The following is a 16,247-nucleotide window of genomic DNA, read 5'->3' on the forward strand; positions in this document are numbered from 1 at the left end:
CGCGTGACAGAGGCCTACCTCGAACTGCAGGGCATCCACAAGCGCTTCGGCGCCTTCACCGCGCTCGACGACATCCACCTGTCGATCGGGCGCGGGGAGTTCGTCTGCTTCCTGGGGCCCTCGGGCTGCGGCAAGACCACGCTGCTGCGCATCATCGCGGGCCTGGAGACGCAGACCGCCGGGCGCATCGTGCAGGCCGGCCGCGACATCTCGGTCCTGCCGCCGGGCGGGCGCGACTACGGGATCATGTTCCAGTCGTACGCGCTGTTTCCGAACCTCACGGTCGCGCAGAACGTGGCCTACGGGCTGGTCAACCGCAGGCAGTCTCGCGCACAGGTCGCGCCGCGCGTCGACGAACTCTTGAAGTTGGTCGGCCTGCCGGGCAGCGGCGGCAAGTATCCAGCGCAGCTGTCGGGCGGGCAGCAGCAGCGCATCGCGCTGGCGCGTGCGCTGGCCACGTCGCCGGGACTGCTGCTGCTCGACGAGCCGCTGTCGGCGCTCGACGCGATCGTGCGCGTCCACCTGCGCAACGAGATCCGCGCCCTGCAGCGCGAGCTGGGCGTGACGACCGTGATGGTCACGCACGACCAGGAAGAGGCGCTGTCGGTGGCCGACCGCATCGTGGTCATGAACCACGGCGTGATCGAGCAGGTCGGCACGCCGATGCAGGTGTACCGCGAGCCGGCGTCGCCCTTCGTGGCGGACTTCGTCGGCAAGGTGAACCGGCTCAAAGGCGTCGCCGAGGGGGAGCGCTGGTTCCGTTGCGGCGACAAGCGACTGCAGTGCGCGCCGGGCGCCGGGGCGGACTTTCGTGCCGGGCGCGAGGTCGCGCTGTACCTGCGTCCCGAAGACCGCGTGATCGGCGCTGGCGTGCGCGACGACGACCCGCTGCGCTGCGAAGGCACGGTGCGCCACATCGAGTTCCTCGGCGGCAACTGCCTGGCCGAGGTCGACGTGCAGGGCATGCCGGGCCAGCCGCTGCAACTGCAGTACTCGCTCAACCAGATGGACGAGTTCGGCGTGCACGAGGGCGCGAGCGTGCGCTTCGCCTTGCGGGCCGACCGACTGCGCGTGTTTCCCATGGTGTCCGATTGATGGCCACCATCCACCTTCCCGTACAGGCGCCGCCGTTGCGCCAGCAGGTGCACTGGACCGACCGGCTCGCCAACGTCGCGTTGCTCGGCACGGTGGCGCTGCTGTGCATCGGCCTGCTCGCACCGCTGCTGCTGATCCTGTCGAAGGCGCTCGATGCGCCCGACGGTGGTACCGCCTCGGGCACCAGCGCCTTCACCGCTTACCTCGCGTCACCGGCCTTGCTGCAGAGCCTCTGGCACAGCGTGTGGGTCTCGTTGCTGGTGACCGCCATCGTCGTGCCGCTGGCCTTCACCTTCGCCTATGCGCTGACCCGCAGCTGCATGCCCTTCAAGCCGCTGTTCCGGACTATCACGCTGTTGCCGCTGTTGGCCCCATCGCTGCTGTCGGCCATCTCGCTGATCTACTGGTTCGGCAACCAGGGGCTCGCGAAGGACTTCTGGCGTGCGCTGGGGTTCGATGGCATCTACGGCGCGTCGGGCATCGTGCTGGCCGAATGCTTCGCGGCGTTTCCGCACGCGTTGATGATCCTCGTCACGGCGCTCGCGCTGGCCGACGCCCGGCTCTACGAGGCGGCCGACGCGCTGGGCACCGGCACCGTGCGCAAGTTCTTCACCATCACGCTGCCCGGCGCGAAGTACGGGCTGATCTCGGCAGCGCTGGTGAGCTTCACGCTCGTCATCACCGACTTCGGCATTCCGAAGGTGGTCGGCGGCAACTTCAACATGCTGGCGACCGACGTGTTCAAGCTGGTCATCGGCCAGCAGGACTTCCAGCGCGGCGCAGTCGTGGCCCTGCTGCTGCTGACGCCGGCGGCGCTGACCTTCGCCATCGACCACGTCGTGCAGCGCAGGCAGACCTCCACCCTCACGGCGCGCGCCGTGGCGCTGGTGCCGAAGCGCGCACGCGGCTTCGACGTCGCGATGACGCTCTACTGCATCGTCATCGTCGCGCTGATGCTCGCGATGTTCCTGATGGCAGTGTTCGCATCGTTCGCGACGCTGTGGCCCTACAACCTGGCGCCGAGCCTGACCCACTATGTCTCGGGGCTGGTCGACGCGGAGCTGGGCGACGCGATGATCAACAGCCTGAAGCTGGCCGCCTGCACCGCCGTGATCGGCACGGCGGTGGTGTTCGTCGGCGCCTACCTGCTGGAGAAGACCCACGGCATGGACTGGGCGCGCCAACTGGTGCGGCTGCTCGCGATGCTGCCGATGGCGGTGCCGGGCCTGGTGCTCGGCCTGGGCTACATCTTCTTCTTCAACGCGCCGTCGAACCCGCTCAACGTTTTCTACCAGACCCTGCCTTTGATGGTGCTGTGCACGATCGTCCATTTCTACACGACCGGCCACCTGACGATGGTGACCGCGCTGAAGTCGATGGACGCTGAATTCGAGGCGGTGTCCGCCTCGCTCAAGGTGCCGTTCTACAAGACCTTCTGGCGCGTCACGCTGCCCATTTGCCTGCCAACGCTGCTGGACGTGTCGCGCTATTTCTTCGTCAACGCGATGACGACCATCTCGGCCGTGGTGTTCCTGTACTCGCCCGACACCAAGCTGGCCTCGGTCGCGATCCTGAACCTCGACGAAGCCGGCGACACCGGTCCGGCCGCCGCCATGGCGGTGCTGATCGCGGCCACCTCTGCCGTCGTCACCGTGCTGTACATGGCGCTGGGCAAATGGGTCGACCGTCGCACCCAAGCCTGGCGGGCCCCGAGCCGATGAGCACGCTGGTCCTGTTCGACCTCGACAACACCTTGCTCGACGGGGATAGCGAAGTGCTGTGGGTCGATTTCCTGATGGCGCAAGGGCTGCTCGACGCAAGCTTCGCCGCGCGCAACGCCGAGATGGACGGCCGCTACCGCGCCGGCGAAGCCGAACCGGCGGACTTCTGCGAGTTCTTCGCCGCCACGCTCCAGGGCCGCACGCCCGCACAGTGGCATCCGGTGCGCGAAGCTTTCATGGCCCAGGTGATCCGGCCGCGCATTCCGCCGGCCGCCCGCGAACTGGTCCAGCAGCACGTCCTGCAAGGGGACCTGCTGGTGCTCACGAGCGCCACGAGCCGCTTCCTGGTCGAACGCACGGCGGCGGAACTGGGCTTCGAGCACCTGATCGCCACCGAGCTCGCACAGGAGACGAGCGGCCGCTTCAGTGGGCGCACGCGTGGCACGCTCAACATGCGCGAAGGCAAGGTGACGCGCCTGCGCGCGTGGCTGGCCGAGCGCGGCGTGACCTCCGACGGGCTGCTGCGGACGGCCTTCTTCTACAGCGACTCCATCAACGACTTGCCCCTGCTGCTGGCCGTCGGACAACCGGTTGTCGTCGACCCCGACACCCGTCTGGCGGCCGAGGCGCAGGCACGGCACTGGCCGGTGCTGCGTCTTGCACGCTCTTCCTTTTTCTCCGAAGCATGACTGAAACAAACACGAACTTCGACCTCGTCGTCGTCGGTGCCGGCATCGTCGGCCTGGCGCATGCCTACGTGGCCGCACAGCGCGGCTTGCGCGTGTGCGTGGTGGAGCGCGACGCGGCCTGCGTCGGCGCGTCGATCCGCAACTTCGGCTTCGTGACCGTCACGGGGCAGGGCGCCGGCGACACCTGGCGCCGCGCCCGGCGTGCCCGCGAGATCTGGGGCGAGGTCGCGCCGCAGGCCGGCATTGAGGCGGTGCACCAGGGCCTGTACCTCACGGCCTTCCGCCCGCAGGCGCTCAAAGTGCTCGAGGCCTTCATGGCCACCGAGATGGGGGAGGGCTGCGAACTGCTCGGCCTGGACGAAGCCGCCCGGCGCGCGCCGGTGCTGCAGCTGGACGGCGCCCAGGGCGTGCTCTACAGCCCGCACGAGATGCGCGTCGAGTCGCGCACCGCCATCGGCCTGCTGGCGCGCTGGCTGGCCGAGGCGCACGGTGTGGTGTTCCGTTTCGGCGAGGCCGTGCTCGAGGTCGCGACGCCGCGCGTGCGCACGTCGCGCGCGGTGCTGCATGGCGAGCGCGTGGCGGTGTGCACCAACACCGACCTGAACGGCCTCTTCGCCGAGCGCCTGGTGCCACACCAGTTGCGCCTGTGCCAGCTGCACATGCTGCGGGTGCAGCCGGAGCATGGCTTCCGGCTGCCGGGCTCCGTGATGGCCGACCTGAGCCTGGTGCGCTACCACGGCTACAGCCAGTTGCCCGAGGCGGCGCCGCTGCTCGAGCAGATGCGCCGGGAGGAGGGCGAATCGCTGGCCCACGGCATCCATCTCATCGTCGTGCAGAGCGCCGACGGTTCGCTGGTGGTGGGCGATTCGCACCACTACGGCGCCGTGCTCGAACCCTTCGCCGACCAGCGCGTCGATGACCTGATCCTGCGGCACCTGCGCGAGACGCTCAAGCTGCAGCAGGCCACCGTGACCCAGCGCTGGGTCGGCACCTACCCCTCGTCGGCCAGCACCGACTGCCTGATCGACCGCCCCGACGACGCCACGCGGATGGTGATCGTCACCAGCGGCACCGGCGCCAGCACCGCCTTCGGCATCGCCGAAGAAGTGTTCGCGGATTGGTAAACCCTCTTCCCTTCTTCCTATGACTTCCAAACCAACCACCCTCGGCGCCGTCGTCTTCGACTGGGCCGGCACCATCCTCGACTTCGGCTCCTGCGCCCCGATGGGCGCCTTCGTGCGCCTGTTCGAGAAGTTCGGCGTCGAACTCACCATCGCCGAGGCGCGCGGTCCCATGGGCATGGCCAAGTGGGACCACATCCATGCGCTCGGCCAATTGCCGCGCGTCGCGGCGCAATGGCAGACGGTGCACGGCACGCCCTTCGGCAACGCCGACGTGGACCACCTCTACGAGGTCTTCACGCCGATGAACGCGGCGGTGGTGGCCGACTTCGCCGATTTCATTCCGGGCGCCGTGGCGATGGTCGATGCCCTGCGCGCGCGCGGGCTGAAGATCGGCTCGACCACCGGCTACAACCGCCCGATCATGGACATCGTGACGCCCATCGCCGCCGCTGGCGGCTACGTGCCGGACAACCTGGTGTGCGCCGGCGACCTGGCGGCCGGCCGTCCATCACCGCTCATGATGTACCGCACCTTCGCCGACATCGGCGTGTGGCCGCCGTCGCGCGTGGTGAAGGTGGACGACACCGGCGTCGGCATCGAGGAAGGCCTGAACGCCGGCACCTGGACGGTCGGCCTGGCCATCAGCGGCAACGCGGTCGGCTTGCCGCTGGCGCAATGGGAGGCGCTCGACGCGGCACAGCAGGCGGTGCTGCGTCAGGCCGCGACCGCCAAGCTGAAGGCGGCCGGCGCGCACTACGTGATCGACAGCGTGGCCGACCTGATGCCCGTCATCGAAGACATCGAGGCGAAGCTCAAGCAGGGCATCACGCCCTGAATCCGGCCCTGGGCCCGCTCAGATGCCGGGCTCGCTGCGTACCCGCATGAAGCGCGCGAAGCGGGGCAGGCCGCTCGGGTTGGTGCCGTTGTAGCGGTAGGTCACCCAGGTGCCGACCGGTGGCGGGTCGCGGCGCTGGGCGTCGGTGAAGCCGCCACCCAGCTTGAAGCGCCGCCCCTCCGGCGTCTCAACGACCAGGGCACCCAGATGGCTCGCATGCCGGCCCTGGCCGGCCGTGTGGCCGACGACGCGTGCCTCGGCATCGTCGTAGGGCTTGACTTTCAGCAGGTCGGCGTTGCGCTCACCGCGGTACGGCGCGCCGCCGCGATGGAGCATCAGGCCCTCGCCGCCGAGCTTCACGGTCTTGTTCAGCAAGGCCTGCAGCGCCTCGTGCGTGGTGGCGCGCTGCTGCGCGACCGGCACCACCCATGGCGCGGCGGTGATGGGCAGCAGCTTGCGCAACGCCGCCAGCCGCGCATCGAAGTCGCCGGGCTGGGCCGGCAAATCGAACACCATGAAGCGGATCTCGCGCCAGGCGGTATCGTTCGGGATCTGGCTGCGCACGGTCGATGTCGCCAGCTCGAAGCGGCCACGGCCGGCCCAGAGTTCGCCGTCGAGTGGCACGGCAGGCAAGGGGGCCGTGAACCAGGCCGGTGCCGCCACGCGCGTGCCGCCGCGCGTCCAGAGCTGCTTGCCGTCCCAGTAGCCGCGCACGCCATCGTATTTCTCGCTGACCCAGTAGCCCTCGAGCGGCATGCCGGGCCGGTACACGTCGGCCAGCATCAATGCCGGCGCGGCGGCGCGCGCGAGCGGCGGCAGGGCACTCGCCAGCCCAGCCGCCATCAGAAAGTGACGTCGTTTCATCTCGACCCTCCCAGGTCACTCTCCCGTTCGGAGAGCAGTCGATCAGGCGGCAGGTTCGTCGATGCCGCCCACCACGTTGCTGAAGCCACCATCCACGTAGGTGATCTCGGCCGTCACACCACCGGCCAAGTCGCTCAGCAGGAAGGCCGCCACGTTGCCGACATCCTCGATCGTGATGTTGCGGCGGATCGGTGACACCTCGGCCACGGTCGAGAGGATCTTGCCGAAGCCCTTGATGCCGCTGGCCGCGAGCGTCTTGACCGGGCCGGCGCTGATGCCGTTCACGCGCATGCCCTTGGGGCCGAGCGACTGCGCCAGGTAGCGCACCGAGGCTTCGAGGCTGGCCTTGGCCAGACCCATGGTGTTGTAGTTGGGCAGTGCGCGAATGGCGCCCAGGTACGTCAGCGTGAGCAGCGCCGACTTGTCGCGCAGGTAGGGCAGGGCTGCCTTGGCCATCGCCGGGAAGCTGTAGGCGCTGATGTCATGCGCGATCTTGAAGCCTTCGCGCGACAGGCCGTCGAGGAAGTCGCCTGCGATCGCCTCGCGCGGGGCGAAGCCGATGCTGTGCACGAAGCCGTCGAACTGCGGCCAGGTCTGCGAGAGGTCGGCGAAGAGCTTCTCGATCTGCGCGTCGTCGCCCACGTCGCAGTCGAAGATCAGCTTCGAATCGAAGTCGGCGGCGAATTCGGTGATACGGTCCTTGAATCGCTCGCCGACGTAGCTGAAGGCGAGTTCCGCGCCCTGTTGATGACAGGCCTTGGCGATGCCGTAGGCGATCGAACGGTTGCTCAGCACGCCCGTGATCAGAATTTTTTTGCCGGAAAGAAAGCCCATGGAGTTGCCTCGTGAAAATCTTGGGCAGAATTCTCGCATGCGTGGTTGGCTGCTCCTGGTGATGTTGCTCTCGGCGGCCCCCTCGTGGGCCGCCCATGCCTACGCGCAGTTCGGCGATGTGAAGTACCCGTCGGGTTTCACGAACTTCAGCTACGTGAATCCGCAGGCGCCCAAGGGCGGCGAGATCCGCATGGTGCCGCCCACGCGGCCGACCAACTTCGACAAGTTCAACCCCTTCACGCTCAAGGGGACCGCGCCGTACGGCATCGGTTCGCTGATGATCGAGAGCCTGCTGACCGGCAACTCGGAAGAACCAACCACGGCCTACGGGCTGCTGGCCGACGACGTCGACGTCGCGGCAGACAAGCAGTCGGCCACCTTCCGGCTGAACCCGAAGGCGCGCTTCCACGACGGCTCGCCGGTGCAGGCGGCCGACGTGGTGCATTCCTTCCGCATGCTGATGAGCAAGGAGGCGGCGCCGCAGTTCAAGACCATCTACGCCGAGGTGAAGGACGTGGTCGCCGTCGACGAGCGCACCGTGCGATTCGACTTCGCCAGCCCGAACCCCGAACTGCCGCTGGTGGTGGGTGGCATGGCCGTCTTCAGCCGTGCCTGGGGTCGGGGCAAGCCCTTCGACCAGATCACGACCGAGGTGCCGATCGGTTCGGGCCCCTACAAGATCGCCAACCCGCGCATGGGCCGCGACATCACCTACACGCGCGATCCGGCCTACTGGGGCGCCGACCTGCCGGTGCGCAAGGGGCAGTTCAACTTCGACCGCGTGACCTTCAAGATTTATCTCGACGAGACGTCGAAGTTCGAGGGGCTGAAGGCCGGCGAATACGACTTCATGCGCGAGTTCACCTCCCGCAACTGGGCGCGCCAATACACGGGCAAGCAGTTCACGTCGGGCGAGCTCGTCAAGCGCGCCTTCGAGAACAAGAACCCCGGCGATTTCCAGGGCTACGTCTTCAATGTGCGCAAGGACAAGTTCAAGGACATCCGCGTGCGCCAGGCCATCGGCCTCGCGATGGACTTCGAGTGGCTCAACAAGCAACTCTTCTACGGCTTGTACAAACGGGTCGAAGGCTACTACCCCAACAGCGAGTTCCATGCCGAGGGCCTGCCCAAGCCGGAGGAGCTCGCGCTGCTCGAGCCGTTGCGCGGCCAGTTGCGACCCGAAGTCTTCGGGCCTGCGGTGGTGTCGCCGAGCACCGCGCCGCCCGGTAGCCTGCGCGAGAACCTCCGCAAGGCACGCGGGTTGCTTGCGGAAGCCGGATGGACCTACCGCGACGGCGCGTTGCGCAACGCGAAGAACGAACCCTTCACCATCGAGTTCCTCAACGACCAGCCCTCGCTGATTCGCGTGGCCACGCCCTTCCAGACCGCGTTGCAGAAGCTGGGCATCCAGATGAGCTTCCGCACGGTCGACTTCTCGCTGTCGCAGCAGCGCATGGACAGCTTCGACTTCGAGATGACGTCACTTCGGCTGCAAGGCAGCACCGCGCCGGGCGGCGAATTGCTGGAACTGTTCGGATCGAAGGCCGCCTCCACCAACGGCTCGTCGAACATCTGGGGCATCGCCGACCCGGCGGTCGACGCGCTGCTGCAGAAGGTGGTGGCGTCGAAGACGCGGCCCGAACTGGTCACCGCCATGCGCGCCCTCGACCGGGTGTTGTCGCACGGCTACTACTCGGTGCCGCACTACTACGGCGATGCCTTCCTGATCGGTTACCGGCCGGCGCCTTTCGTGTTGCCGCCGACCATCCCGCCGTATTACCAGGCCGACATTTGGGCCATGAGCACCTGGTGGGCCTCGCCCGCGAACAAGTGAACGGGCGCCGCGCATGACCAGCTACATCCTCAAACGCCTGCTGCTTATGGTGCCGACGCTGTTTGGCGTGCTGCTGCTGACCTTCGTCGTGATCCAGTTCGTGCCGGGTGGTCCGGTGGAGCAGATGGTGGCGCAGCTGCAGGGGCGCGACTCCGGCGGTGAACGCGCGGCGTCGAGCGGGGCCGGCTACCGCGGCCGCCAGGGCCTGGACGAGAAGCGCATCGCGGAGATCAAGCAACTCTACGGTTTCGACAAGCCCGCGCACGAGCGCTTCTGGCAGATGCTCAAGAGCTACGCGCGCTTCGACCTCGGGACCAGCTTCTACCAGCGCAAGGACGTGTGGCAGCTGGTGAAGGAAAAGATGCCGGTGTCGATCAGCCTCGGCCTCTGGACCTTCTTCATCAGCTACCTGATCGCGGTGCCGCTGGGCGTGGCGAAGGCGGTGCGGGCCGGCTCGCGCTTCGACTTCGTCACCACGCTCATCGTGCTGATCGGCTACGCCATTCCCGGCTTCGTGCTGGGCGTCGCGTTGCTGGTGATTTTCGGCGGACAGCTGCAGTGGTTTCCGTTGCGCGGGCTCACGTCGCCCAACTGGGAAGCGATGGGGTGGGGCGCACGCATCGTCGACTACCTCTGGCATATCACCCTGCCGATCACGGCGATGGTGCTCGGCAGCTTCGCGGTGACGGCCATGCTGACCAAGAATTCCTTCCTCGAGGAAATCCGCAAGCAGTACGTGCTGACGGCGCGCGCGAAGGGGCTGAGCGAGCGGCAGGTGCTGTGGAAGCACGTCTTCCGCAATGCGCTCATTCCGATCGTCACCGGTTTTCCGGCGGCCTTCATCGGCGCCTTCTTCACTGGCGCGCTGCTGATCGAAACGCTGTTCTCGCTCGACGGCCTCGGCCTGCTGAGCTACGAGAGCGTGATCCGGCGCGACTACCCAGTCGTGCTGGGCACGCTCTATCTCTTCACGCTGATCGGGCTGGTGACCAAGCTGATCAGCGACCTTTGCTACGTGTGGGTCGACCCGAGGGTGAAGTTTGACTGACGCCGCGCCCACCGTGAGCCCATCGCCGGGCCAGCGCGCCTGGCGCCGCTTCAAGCGCAACCGCCTGGGCTTCTGGAGCCTGGTGATCTTCAGCGTGCTGGTGGTGGCGAGCCTGTTCGCCGAGGTGCTGTCGACCGACAAGCCGCTGGTCGTGCGCTACGAAGGCACGACCTATTTCCCGGTGCTGCGCGACTATTCCGAGAAGACCTTCGGCGGCGACTTCGAGACGCCGGCCGACTACCTCGACCCTTTCATCCGCGAGCGCATCACGCAAGGCAGCAACTGGGCGATCTACGCGCCCAACCCCTACGGCCCGAAGACGCTCAACTACTTCGCGAGCTCGCCGAACCCGGCCGCGCCGTCTCGCGAGAACTTCTTCGGCAGCGACGACCGCGGCCGCGACCTGCTGGCGCAGTTGATCTACGGCTTCCGCGTGAGCGTGCTGTTCGCGCTGGCGCTGACCTTCATTGGCGTGGTGCTGGGCGTCATCACCGGCGCCATCCAGGGCTTCTTCGGTGGCAAGACCGACCTGGCCTTCCAGCGCTTCATCGAGATCTGGGGCTCGATGCCCGAGCTCTACCTGCTCATCATCTTCAGCGCCATCTTCGCGCCCAGCGTCGCGCTGCTGCTGGTGCTGCTGAGCCTGTTCGGCTGGATGGGGCTGTCGGACTACGTGCGGGCCGAGTTCTTGCGCAACCGCCAAATGGACTACGTGCGGGCCGCGCGGGCGCTGGGCGTGTCGAACCTGCAGATCATGCGGCGCCACATCCTGCCCAACAGCATGACGCCGGTCGTCACCTTCCTGCCGTTCCGCATGAGCGCGGCGATTCTGGCGCTGACCTCGCTCGACTTCCTCGGCCTGGGTGTGCCGCCGGGCACGCCGTCGCTGGGCGAACTGCTGAGCCAGGGCAAAGCCAACATCGACGCCTGGTGGATCTCGCTGTCGACCTTCGGCGTGCTGGTGGTGACGCTGATGCTGCTCACCTTCATGGGCGACGCGCTGCGCGACGCGCTCGACCCCCGAAAGATGGACACGTGACGACACCGCTGCTCGACGTTCAAGGGCTGCGCGTCGCCTTCGGCGGCAAGGCGGTGGTGCACGGCATCGACTTCCACATCGGCGTTGGCGAGAAGCTCGCGCTGGTCGGCGAATCGGGCTCGGGCAAGACCGTAACGGCGCTCAGCCTGCTGCGCCTCGTCCAGAACGCCGAGGTCCAGGGCAGCGCACGCTTCGCCGATGCGACGGGCGGCGGGCGTGACCTGCTGGCGTTGTCCGAGCACGCGCTGCGCGGCATCCGCGGCAAGGAGATCGCGATGATCTTCCAGGAGCCGATGACCGCGCTGAACGCGCTCTACAGCGTCGGCGACCAGATCGCCGAGGTGCTCGAACTGCACGAGGGGCTGTCCAAACGCGATGCGCAGGAGGCCGCCGTCGCGCTGCTGGCCGACACCGGCATCCCCGAGCCGGCACGGCGTGCGCGGGCCTTCCCGCACCAGCTCTCGGGCGGGCAGCGTCAGCGCGCCATGATCGCCATGGCGCTGGCCTGCAAGCCGCGCCTGTTGTTGGCCGACGAGCCGACCACGGCGCTGGATGTCACGGTGCGCGGCCAGATCCTCGACCTGCTGAGCGCGCTCCAGCAGAAGCACGGCATGGCGGTCCTGCTGATCACGCACGACCTGAACCTGGTGCGTCGCTTCGCCGACCGCGTGGCGGTGATGGAAAGCGGCCACATCGTGGAGCAGGGCGCGGTGAGCGAGGTCTTCGGGGCGCCGCAGCATGCCTACACACGTCGCTTGATCGACAGCCGGCCGACGCGCGATGTCGTGCCGCCACCGACCACCGAGGCGCCGCCGGTGCTGGCGGCGCAGGGCCTGCGCGTGAGCTATCCCGTGCCGCGCCCCGGGATCGCCGGGTGGTTCCGCGCCGGCGCCTTCGTGGCGGTGCGAGGCGCCGATTTCCGGATCGCCCCGGGCGAGACGCTGGGCGTGGTCGGCGAGTCGGGCTCCGGCAAGTCGACCCTCGCGCTCGCCACGCTGGGCCTGCTGCGGCACGACGGCTCGCTCGCGGTCGGCGGCCAGCGCTGGGGCGCCGGCAGCACGCAGGACCGCGCGCTGCGCCGGACCATGCAGGTCGTCTTCCAGGACCCGTTCTCCTCGCTGTCGCCGCGCATGACGGTGGAGCAGATCGTGGGCGAGGGTCTCACGGTGCATGCGCCCGAACTCGACCGCGCGGCGCGCCGGGTGCGCGTGCTGGCGGCGCTGGCCGACGTCGGCCTGGGCGAGGCGCAGTTCCCCGCCTTGCTCGACCGCTATCCGCACGAGTTCTCGGGCGGGCAGCGCCAGCGACTGGCGATCGCGCGCGCGCTGATCGTCGACCCGACCCTGCTGGTGCTCGACGAGCCGACCAGCGCGCTCGACGTCACCATCCAGAAGCAGGTGCTCGGGCTGCTGCAGCGGCTGCAGCGCGAGCGGGGGCTGAGCTATCTGCTGATCACGCACGACATCGAGGTCATCGCCGCCATGGCGCACCAGGTCATCGTGATGAAGGACGGCGCCATCCTCGAACACGGGCCGGTCGAACAGGTGCTCGACGCCCCCGAACATCCCTACACGCGCAAGCTCGTGGCGGCCGCCGTGGCCGATTAGACAAAGAGACACCCTAAAGAATGTCGAATATCGGAAAAGACCGGCGGGACGCCTGGCGCGCCGCGCTGGCCTGCATGGTCACGCTGGCCGTGGCGATGGGGCTGGGCCGCTTCGCCTTCACGCCCATGCTCCCCATCATGCTGCACGAGGGCAAGCTCGACCTGCAGGCCGGCGGCGTACTGGCCTCGCTCAATTACCTGGGCTACTTCATCGGCGCGGTGTCGTGCGCGTCGATCCGGTTGCGGCCGGCCTTCATGGTGCGCAGTGGCCTGCTGGCGACGGCGGCGCTGCTGCTGGGCATGGGGCTGTTGCACGGTTTCACCGTCTGGGGCGCGCTGCGCGGCGCCGCGGGCGTGGTGAGCGCCTGGGTGTTCGTCTTCGCCTCCGGCTGGGGCCTGCGCCGCCTGGCCGAAACCCATTCGCCCGCCCTGGGGGGTGTGATCTACACCGGCCCCGGGATCGGGATCGCGGTGACGGGCCTGCTGGGTGGCGTCACGGGGCGCTGGGGCTCGGATGCGGCGTGGATCGGCTACGGCCTGCTGGCGCTGGTGCTCATCGCGCTGATCTGGCGGGTGTTCGACGACGGCGCGCAGGCGGCAACCGGCGCGGGCAGGGCGCCCGAAGCGCCGCAGCCCGAGGCGACGGCCCGCCACCGCAGCGATGCGCGCTGGCTGGTCGGGCTCTATGGCCTGGCCGGCTTCGGCTACATCATCACGGCGACCTTTTTGCCGGTGATCGCGCGGCAGGCCCTTCCGGGTTCTCCCTGGCCCGATTTCTTCTGGCCGCTGTTCGGCCTGGCGATCGTGCCTGGCGCGCTGATCGGCGCGCGGGCGCCGATCGCCTGGGACAACCGGCTGTTGCTCGCCATCGCCTACGCGCTGCAGGCGGCGGGCGTCGTGCTCTCGGTGCTCTGGCCGACCATTTCGGGCTTTGCCGTGGGCAGTCTGCTGCTGGGCATGCCGTTCACCGCGATCACCCTGTTCGCCGTGCGCGAGGCCCGCCGGCTACGCGGCAACGCAGCGGCCGGACTGATCGGTTACGCCACCGCCTCGTACGGCGTCGGACAGATCCTCGGGCCGCTGTTCGCGGCGCCGCTGGCGCAGCGCACCGGCTCCTTCGCCGTGCCCTTGCTGGTGGCTGCAGCCGCTCTGGCATTGGGTTCTTTGCTGTTTCTGGGGGTCTGGCGCAAAGCGAGAAGGCGCGGCGCCGTTTTCTCGGCTTAAGGCGTCATTCATTTGAGAACCTTTTGGCATATAATTCGAGGCTCACGACCAAACGGGCGGGTACCAACCGCCCGTTTTTTATTGGGCGAAGCATTTCTCGGCATTTCTGGACGACAGCGAGCAGGGCGCGCTCGGTGAGCGACAGCCAAGAGCAATTTCAAGGGCACATACAGACACGTGGCATTGCAGCAAGTAGTGGAACAAACCGTGGCCGGACTCGGCTACGACCTGGTCGAGATCGAAAGATCGGCCGGGGGATTGCTGCGCGTCACGATTGATCTGCCCTGGATCGCCCCCACCTCCGATGGGGTGCCCGGTGCGCCCGAACCCTTCGTGACGGTCGAGGATTGCGAGAAGGTCACGCGTCAGCTGCAATTTGCGCTGGAAGTCGACGGGGCCGACTACAAGCGCCTCGAGGTGTCGTCGCCGGGCATCGACCGCCCGCTGCGGCATGAACAGGATTTCGAGCGTTTCGTCGGCGAAGTGATCGACGTGACGCTGAAGGCGCCGATGGGCGCTGCGGCCGGCGGCCAGGTGGCGGCCAACCGCAAGAAGTTTCGCGGCACGCTGGAGCGGGCCGAGGCGGGTGGTTGGCAGATCGTCTGGAGCGAGGCCCCCGAACCCAAGCCGGGACAAAAGATCAGCAAGAAGCGCGCGCCTGCACCGTTGCATGCGCTCGGCTTTGCATTGGACGAGTTGCGCGAAGCGCGGCTCGCGCCGATCGTGGACTTCAAGGGCCGCAGGCCCAAGACCCCGGCGGGGTCGGTGGAACAGGCCCCCGAGGGTCTTTCGGACATTGGCGACACGGAAGTGTCGGACTGACAAGAGGAGCGTAGTGGCATGAATCGCGAAATGTTGATGTTGGTGGATGCGATCTCGCGCGAGAAGAACGTCGAACGCGACGTCGTCTTCGGCGCGGTCGAATCCGCACTGGCGCAAGCCACCAAGAAGCTCCATCAGGGCGACGTGGACATCCGCGTGGCCGTCGACCGCGACAGCGGCGACTACGAGACCTTCCGCCGCTGGCACGTCGTTCCCGATGAAGCCGGCCTGCAGTTGCCCGACCAGGAAATCCTCCTGTTCGAAGCCAAGGAAGAGATGCCCGACATCGAGGTCGACGAATACATCGAAGAAACGGTGGACTCGGTCCCGATCGGCCGCATCGGCGCCATGGCCGCCAAGCAGGTGATCCTGCAGAAGATCCGCGACGCCGAGCGCGAGATGCTGCTCAACGACTTCATGTCGCGCGGCGACAAGATCTTCGTGGGCACCGTCAAGCGCCTGGACAAGGGCGACATCATCGTGGAAGCCGGCCGCGTCGAAGGGCGTCTGCGCCGCAGCGAGATGATCGCCAAGGAAAACCTGCGCAACGGCGACCGCGTGCGGGCCATGATCATGGAGGTCGACCTGACGCTGCGCGGCGCGCCGATCATCCTGTCGCGCTCTGCGCCGGAATTCATGATCGAACTCTTCCGCCAGGAAGTGCCCGAGATCGAACAGGGCCTGCTCGAGATCAAGAGCTGCGCCCGTGACCCGGGTTCGCGCGCCAAGATCGCCGTGCTCTCGCACGACAAGCGGGTCGATCCGATCGGCACCTGCGTCGGCGTGCGTGGCACCCGCGTGAACGCCGTGACGAACGAACTCGCCGGTGAACGCGTCGACATCGTGCTGTGGTCCGAGGACCCCGCCCAGTTCGTGATCGGTGCACTGGCGCCGGCCAACGTGTCGTCCATCGTGGTGGACGAAGAGAAGCACGCCATGGACGTGGTGGTCGACGAGGAAAACCTCGCCATCGCCATCGGCCGCGGCGGCCAGAACGTGCGCCTGGCGTCCGACCTGACGGGTTGGAAGATCAACATCATGGACGCGAACGAGTCAGCCCAGAAGCAGGCGCTCGAAACCGATTCCAGCCGCAAGCTCTTCATGGAGAAGCTCGATGTGGACGAGGAAATCGCCGACATCCTGATCAACGAAGGTTTCACCAGCCTGGAAGAAGTGGCCTATGTGCCGATCTCCGAGCTGCTCGAAATCGAGAGCTTCGACGAAGACACGATCAACGAGCTGCGCACCCGTGCCAAGGATGCTTTGCTCACGATGGAAATCGCGAAGGAAGAAAGCGCCGAAGGCGTCTCGCAGAATCTGCGCGACCTCGAAGGCCTCGACCCCGAGCTCATTCCAAAGCTGGCCGAAGCGGGTGTCCACACCCGCGACGACCTGGCCGACCTCGCGGTCGACGAACTCACCGAGATCACCGGCCACAGTGCCGATGACGCCAAAGCCCTCATCTTGAAAGCCCGTGAACATTGGTTCGCGGGCCAAGAGTGACGGTCATGG

14 protein-coding genes are annotated in these 16,247 nt (G+C 67.5%); 12 read left to right on the forward strand and 2 right to left on the reverse strand.

Annotated features, from left to right (window positions below; genetic code table 11):
• Nucleotides 1–3 precede the first annotated feature (3 nt).
• The 5 genes from QTH86_RS03945 to phnX are packed head-to-tail and all read left to right on the forward strand — an operon-like array spanning nt 4 to nt 5,464.
• The gene (locus tag QTH86_RS03945) at nt 4–1,095 is read left to right on the forward strand and encodes a putative 2-aminoethylphosphonate ABC transporter ATP-binding protein (protein WP_286645959.1); all 1,092 of its coding nucleotides are present in this window, start codon (nt 4–6) and stop codon (nt 1,093–1,095) included.
• Nucleotides 1,095–2,816, forward strand: a complete 1,722-nt coding sequence (locus QTH86_RS03950) for a putative 2-aminoethylphosphonate ABC transporter permease subunit (RefSeq protein WP_286645958.1) — start codon at nt 1,095–1,097, stop codon at nt 2,814–2,816. Before QTH86_RS03945 ends, QTH86_RS03950 begins: the two co-directional genes overlap by 1 nt.
• On the forward strand, nt 2,813–3,505 hold the full coding sequence (locus tag QTH86_RS03955; protein WP_286645957.1) for an HAD family hydrolase: 693 nt from the start codon (nt 2,813–2,815) through the stop codon (nt 3,503–3,505). The genes QTH86_RS03950 and QTH86_RS03955 overlap by 4 nt, the downstream gene beginning before the upstream one ends.
• Nucleotides 3,502–4,629: a TIGR03364 family FAD-dependent oxidoreductase gene (locus QTH86_RS03960; RefSeq protein ID WP_286645956.1), complete on the forward strand. Its 1,128-nt coding sequence runs from the start codon at nt 3,502–3,504 to the stop codon at nt 4,627–4,629. The genes QTH86_RS03955 and QTH86_RS03960 overlap by 4 nt, the downstream gene beginning before the upstream one ends.
• 19 nt (nt 4,630–4,648) lie before the next feature.
• The gene (phnX, locus tag QTH86_RS03965) at nt 4,649–5,464 is read left to right on the forward strand and encodes a phosphonoacetaldehyde hydrolase (RefSeq protein WP_286645955.1); all 816 of its coding nucleotides are present in this window, start codon (nt 4,649–4,651) and stop codon (nt 5,462–5,464) included.
• Between the two features lie 18 nt (nt 5,465–5,482).
• On the opposite strand, the gene QTH86_RS03970 is transcribed toward phnX, so the two are convergent.
• Nucleotides 5,483–6,328: a DNA ligase gene (locus QTH86_RS03970; protein WP_286645954.1), complete on the reverse strand. Its 846-nt coding sequence runs from the start codon at nt 6,326–6,328 to the stop codon at nt 5,483–5,485.
• Between the two features lie 42 nt (nt 6,329–6,370).
• Complete coding sequence (gene fabI, locus QTH86_RS03975; RefSeq protein ID WP_286645953.1) at nt 6,371–7,162, reverse strand: enoyl-ACP reductase FabI; 792 nt, start codon at nt 7,160–7,162, stop codon at nt 6,371–6,373.
• Nucleotides 7,163–7,199: 37 nt separating this feature from the next.
• Between fabI and QTH86_RS03980 the strand changes: the two genes are divergently transcribed.
• The 7 genes from QTH86_RS03980 to nusA all read left to right on the forward strand — a co-directional run bounded on the left by QTH86_RS03980 (nt 7,200) and on the right by nusA (nt 16,238).
• Entirely contained in the window at nt 7,200–8,996 is a 1,797-nt protein-coding gene (locus QTH86_RS03980) for an extracellular solute-binding protein (RefSeq protein WP_286645952.1), read from the forward strand.
• 13 nt (nt 8,997–9,009) lie between these two features.
• A complete protein-coding gene (locus QTH86_RS03985; RefSeq protein ID WP_286645951.1) occupies nt 9,010–10,044 on the forward strand; it encodes a microcin C ABC transporter permease YejB in 1,035 nt (344 codons plus the stop codon).
• On the forward strand, nt 10,037–11,083 hold the full coding sequence (locus QTH86_RS03990) for an ABC transporter permease (RefSeq protein WP_286645950.1): 1,047 nt from the start codon (nt 10,037–10,039) through the stop codon (nt 11,081–11,083). The genes QTH86_RS03985 and QTH86_RS03990 overlap by 8 nt, the downstream gene beginning before the upstream one ends.
• Nucleotides 11,080–12,690 (forward strand): ABC transporter ATP-binding protein, encoded by a 1,611-nt coding sequence (locus tag QTH86_RS03995; RefSeq protein ID WP_286645949.1) that lies wholly within the window; start codon nt 11,080–11,082, stop codon nt 12,688–12,690. Before QTH86_RS03990 ends, QTH86_RS03995 begins: the two co-directional genes overlap by 4 nt.
• 20 nt (nt 12,691–12,710) lie before the next feature.
• On the forward strand, nt 12,711–13,913 hold the full coding sequence (locus QTH86_RS04000; protein WP_286645948.1) for a YbfB/YjiJ family MFS transporter: 1,203 nt from the start codon (nt 12,711–12,713) through the stop codon (nt 13,911–13,913).
• A gap of 177 nt (nt 13,914–14,090) precedes the next feature.
• The gene (rimP, locus tag QTH86_RS04005) at nt 14,091–14,735 is read left to right on the forward strand and encodes a ribosome maturation factor RimP (RefSeq protein ID WP_286645947.1); all 645 of its coding nucleotides are present in this window, start codon (nt 14,091–14,093) and stop codon (nt 14,733–14,735) included.
• An 18-nt stretch (nt 14,736–14,753) separates the two neighbouring features.
• Nucleotides 14,754–16,238: a transcription termination factor NusA gene (nusA, locus tag QTH86_RS04010; protein ID WP_262075219.1), complete on the forward strand. Its 1,485-nt coding sequence runs from the start codon at nt 14,754–14,756 to the stop codon at nt 16,236–16,238.
• The last annotated feature ends 9 nt before the right edge of the window (nt 16,239–16,247 follow it).

Source organism: Variovorax sp. J2L1-78 (genome assembly GCF_030317205.1).
In the GTDB taxonomy this organism is placed as follows: Bacteria; Pseudomonadota; Gammaproteobacteria; order Burkholderiales; family Burkholderiaceae_C; genus Variovorax; species Variovorax arabinosiphilus.

Bases quoted from the DNA above. Each gene is read 5' to 3' on its own strand.
- nusA (WP_262075219.1), top strand. From the start codon at position 14,754: ATGAATCGCGAAATGTTGATGTTGGTGGATGCGATCTCGCGCGAGAAG.
- QTH86_RS03970 (WP_286645954.1), bottom strand. From the start codon at position 6,328: ATGAAACGACGTCACTTTCTGATGGCGGCTGGGCTGGCGAGTGCCCTG.
- QTH86_RS03950 (WP_286645958.1), top strand. From the start codon at position 1,095: ATGGCCACCATCCACCTTCCCGTACAGGCGCCGCCGTTGCGCCAGCAG.
- phnX (WP_286645955.1), top strand. From the start codon at position 4,649: ATGACTTCCAAACCAACCACCCTCGGCGCCGTCGTCTTCGACTGGGCC.
- fabI (WP_286645953.1), bottom strand. From the start codon at position 7,162: ATGGGCTTTCTTTCCGGCAAAAAAATTCTGATCACGGGCGTGCTGAGC.
- QTH86_RS03985 (WP_286645951.1), top strand. From the start codon at position 9,010: ATGACCAGCTACATCCTCAAACGCCTGCTGCTTATGGTGCCGACGCTG.
- QTH86_RS03960 (WP_286645956.1), top strand. From the start codon at position 3,502: ATGACTGAAACAAACACGAACTTCGACCTCGTCGTCGTCGGTGCCGGC.
- QTH86_RS03980 (WP_286645952.1), top strand. From the start codon at position 7,200: ATGCGTGGTTGGCTGCTCCTGGTGATGTTGCTCTCGGCGGCCCCCTCG.
- QTH86_RS03955 (WP_286645957.1), top strand. From the start codon at position 2,813: ATGAGCACGCTGGTCCTGTTCGACCTCGACAACACCTTGCTCGACGGG.
- QTH86_RS04000 (WP_286645948.1), top strand. From the start codon at position 12,711: ATGTCGAATATCGGAAAAGACCGGCGGGACGCCTGGCGCGCCGCGCTG.